Genomic DNA, 3463 nt, shown 5'->3' with positions numbered 1-3463 from the left:
AATTCACATAACAAACAATTCAAGTGGATTCTCAACGCGTGGCAGTTTTACTATGCGTCAGGTAAAGTGTTTACGGTGTTATGCAGCGGCTTGGTCAGTGCGTTGTTCACCACTTAATTGGGCGTTATGTTTATCAGTTTTCGTCACAGCAAGTTACTAATTTTTCGAGGAATAGACGTAAATCAAATGTCATTCTGTTAGCCCATGGTAATGTACGATAGTCTGTCTGAGTTTGGGGTATTCATGTCTATAACAAGTAAATCCATTAAAATTTTATGGTCTAATGCAGCTGGTCGATGTTCATTTAGAGGATGCACAGAGAGACTGTCAGTAGAGGAAGCTGAGGGCGTTACGCCTTATACCCTCGGTGAAATGGCTCATATTAAAGGTAACAAACTGGGTTCCAACCGATACGATGCTGATCAACCTGCCTTGGAAAGGGATGGTTATGAAAATCTAATTTTGCTTTGTCCTACCCACCACACACTAATTGATAAAGCAGAAAACGAAGCTGAATACTCTGTTGAGTTGCTTCATGAAATGAAGCAAGAACATGAAGAGTTTGTTTCAAATCGTCTACAGATCACTGAACTGGAGAGCCTTGAACAGCTAAAAGACAAAATTGCTCCATATATGGCTGAGAACCACCAAGTTTGGGAACAATATGGACCAATGTCCGAAAATGCAAGAAAAAATCCAAACAGTGACCAAGTGTATGCTTTATGGACTTCTGAGCGTCTTTCTACGATTGTTCCTAATAATAGAGAAATAAAGGAGTTACTCGTTGAATATCGAGCATTATTCTCTCGTAAAGAACAAAGAGTTGTAAGTAAGTTTATACAGCATGTAGAAAGTTATGAGCGATGGGTACAAGATAAAATTCCTTATAATGCAGTTCAGCGATTTCCGAGTGATTTTGAAGATTTAATATTAGGAGAATAATATGCCGGCACATAACGAAAACTTTCCTTGGATGAGTTATTACAGAAACTACAACTTTTTTGAGCAACGTATGACTGAACACAGTAAAGTTAGCTCTTGTCAGAAGCTGGATGCTGGTTTGTATAGTATTGAGTTAAATACGGGCAAAAAACTGAACGTTTTTATTTGCGAGTGTTATTCGTTTGGTACAGCGGAATATGTAGAGTCATGTGAAAACTATGGGGCTCTTGATGCAGTAATTATTAGTTCGAATTGGTGTGGTTATTCCTTAGAGCTAAAACGTGATTGTATGGCTGATCAAGTTGGTATTTTCGATATTGGTGGCTTTATGGCTGCGATAAATCAACGTGAGTATTGGACTTATCTGACTGACTATGAAAAAGATAAGTTTAAAGAATATGGCTGGTCTTGAGCGTTTAGCGGATGTCTATGGCTTCGGCTCCTATTTCAAAGGCGAATCAAACTTCAACGATGTAGATATTTTAATAGTACACAATTCGAATAGCTTTGAATCGTGCAAAGTAGCTATCTCATTGAAGAAAAATTTGTTAGCAAGAATTGATAAAGTGTCAGTTACTATGCTTTCAAAGTCTGAAGAGTCAGAAGTTAATTTTATTGAAAAAGCATCGGCCGAACATTTGTCACCATACAATGGCAAAAACTTATGTGAAATTATTGCTGCGATAGAAAATATTTCCTCAGTGTGCAAATAAACATAACAAAGCATTTAAGAGTGATTCCCAACGCATGGCATTTTTCACTCCAGCGTTGGGTTTTGTGTTTACGGTGGTCTGGTTAAGTTTTGTGGTAGCGTTGCTCACACCTTAATGCGGCGTTAGCTATTGTTTTATTCAGCAGCAAGGAAATTAAAGATGTCAAAGTATCAATTTTTCTGTAAACCAAATTCAAATCGTAATGAATTTACTTATCTGGATATGAGTTCAGAAACTTATCTTTTTGAAAAGGAAGAACTCTTGAGATCGGGGTTAGGAGTGGAAGGTGATACGATTTATGCTTCTTCTCCAGAAGAGGCTATTGATAAATTCAAATCAAATTTTTGTGAGCTTTTGAAGGATTATGCAAATTCAAATGTTGCAGGTGGATTGGCGACATTCATTTTTGAATCATTCAAATCAGTCACTGGGAAAAAATAGCTAACAAACGGCTCAAGAGGGATTGCCAACGCTTGGCGGTTTTAGTGCAAAATTGAAGTTCAGTGTTTACGGTGTGTTTTTTGAGTTCGGCGGTGCGTTGTCAACCCCTTAGCCGGGCGTTATGCAACTCAGGGAAATTTAGGGGTTCAATCTTTTTGGATTTCTCCGGCCATTTGTTTTGTATTGTCGGCAAATGAACACTTTACCCTCAAGTTCGTGATTAACTCAAACCGTAAAACAGGTAAGGTTCTTTGTTTGCCTCAATCAATTTTAGCGTTGGCTTGCTGCTAATTCAGTGGGCGCAAAGTGCGGAAAGGGCAAGTTAATCGATCATTTTGCATTTGCTGAAAGTCTTGCTCGGTGAGTTTGTCTAATTCAAAAGCTTGGTTTGTCGCTGAAAGGCAGACTTTGTTTTGGCGGCTCATTTATCACCGCTCTGGCTTGGGTTGGTTCTTGAATCACTCAACAATTGCAATTGTGGCTTTTGTTCGAGTAAAGTCAGTTTATCTCATTGAATTTGCATAACAAACGGCTCAAGAGGGATTGCCAACGCTTGGCGGTTTTAGTGCAAAATTGAAGTTCAGTGTTTACAGTGTGTTTTTTGAGTTCGGCGGTGCGTTGTCAACCCCTTAGCCGGGCGTTATGTGCTAATGGAGAAAATATGAATTCCAAGGACGTTGTATTGTCATTCTGGAATGCCATGAAAACCAATGACTTTGCCAAAGCAAGTGAGTGGTTAAGCTTGGATTTCGAAGGTTTTTGGCCTCAGTCAGGCGAATTGATTCTTGGCCGAGATAATTTTGTAGCCATTAATGCGCACTATCCTGCAAATGGTCATTGGTTATTCAACATTCACTCTGTTGTATGTGAAGGCGATAGCGTTGTAACGGATGTATCGATAACAGATGGTGTGCAAAAAGCCAGAGCTATTACATTCCATACTGTTGAGAATGGATTAATCACTAAACAAAAAGAGTTTTGGCCTGACGAGATGCCACTTCAAGCATGGCGAGCTCAATGGGTTAAAATCGTATCGAATCAACCACGCACATAACAAACGCCTCAAGAGGGACTGTCAACGCGCGGCGTTTCCAGTCCCATTGAGCCGCGGTGGTTACGGCTGCTGTGTTTGAGTTTAGTGTTATGCGTTGCCAGCCCCTTAGGCGGGCGTTAGGCAAGGTGAGTTTTTATCAGCTAAATCGAGTTGAAATTGAACGGTAAATCCCATGTTTTGTGGCTTAACTTAAGCAATAAATCGTCATCACATATTTGTTGTTTCTTGATCGCGTTGGGTTGTTTATCGCTGTGAATTCATCGGCAAAATAACCTTCAGCATCCAAACGTCCGCCGAGCATGCTACGCTCGTC

General features: G+C 39.8%; 5 protein-coding genes. All 5 read left to right on the top strand.

Annotated features, from left to right (window positions below; genetic code table 11):
• Positions 1 to 243: 243 nt before the first annotated feature.
• Positions 244 to 942 (top strand): HNH endonuclease, encoded by a 699-nt coding sequence (locus EXZ60_RS18570; protein ID WP_277436131.1) that lies wholly within the window; start codon positions 244 to 246, stop codon positions 940 to 942.
• A 1-nt stretch (position 943) separates the two neighbouring features.
• Positions 944 to 1354 carry a hypothetical protein gene (locus EXZ60_RS18565; protein ID WP_147182963.1) on the top strand — a complete coding sequence of 137 codons (411 nt, stop codon included), beginning with the start codon at positions 944 to 946 and terminating at the stop codon, positions 1352 to 1354.
• Positions 1341 to 1655, top strand: a complete 315-nt coding sequence (locus EXZ60_RS18560) for a nucleotidyltransferase domain-containing protein (protein ID WP_277436130.1) — start codon at positions 1341 to 1343, stop codon at positions 1653 to 1655. The genes EXZ60_RS18565 and EXZ60_RS18560 overlap by 14 nt, the downstream gene beginning before the upstream one ends.
• A gap of 159 nt (positions 1656 to 1814) precedes the next feature.
• Positions 1815 to 2096 carry a hypothetical protein gene (locus tag EXZ60_RS18555; protein ID WP_064626893.1) on the top strand — a complete coding sequence of 94 codons (282 nt, stop codon included), beginning with the start codon at positions 1815 to 1817 and terminating at the stop codon, positions 2094 to 2096.
• A 661-nt stretch (positions 2097 to 2757) separates the two neighbouring features.
• Positions 2758 to 3150: a nuclear transport factor 2 family protein gene (locus tag EXZ60_RS18550; protein ID WP_113611340.1), complete on the top strand. Its 393-nt coding sequence runs from the start codon at positions 2758 to 2760 to the stop codon at positions 3148 to 3150.
• Positions 3151 to 3463: the final 313 nt, after the last annotated feature.

The organism is Vibrio sp. 1151_11 (genome assembly GCF_029478525.1).
Lineage (GTDB): Bacteria > Pseudomonadota > Gammaproteobacteria > Enterobacterales > Vibrionaceae > Vibrio > Vibrio anguillarum.
The sequence above is the reverse complement of the archived record's forward strand: the minus strand, read 5'-3'. Positions and strand labels throughout refer to the sequence as shown.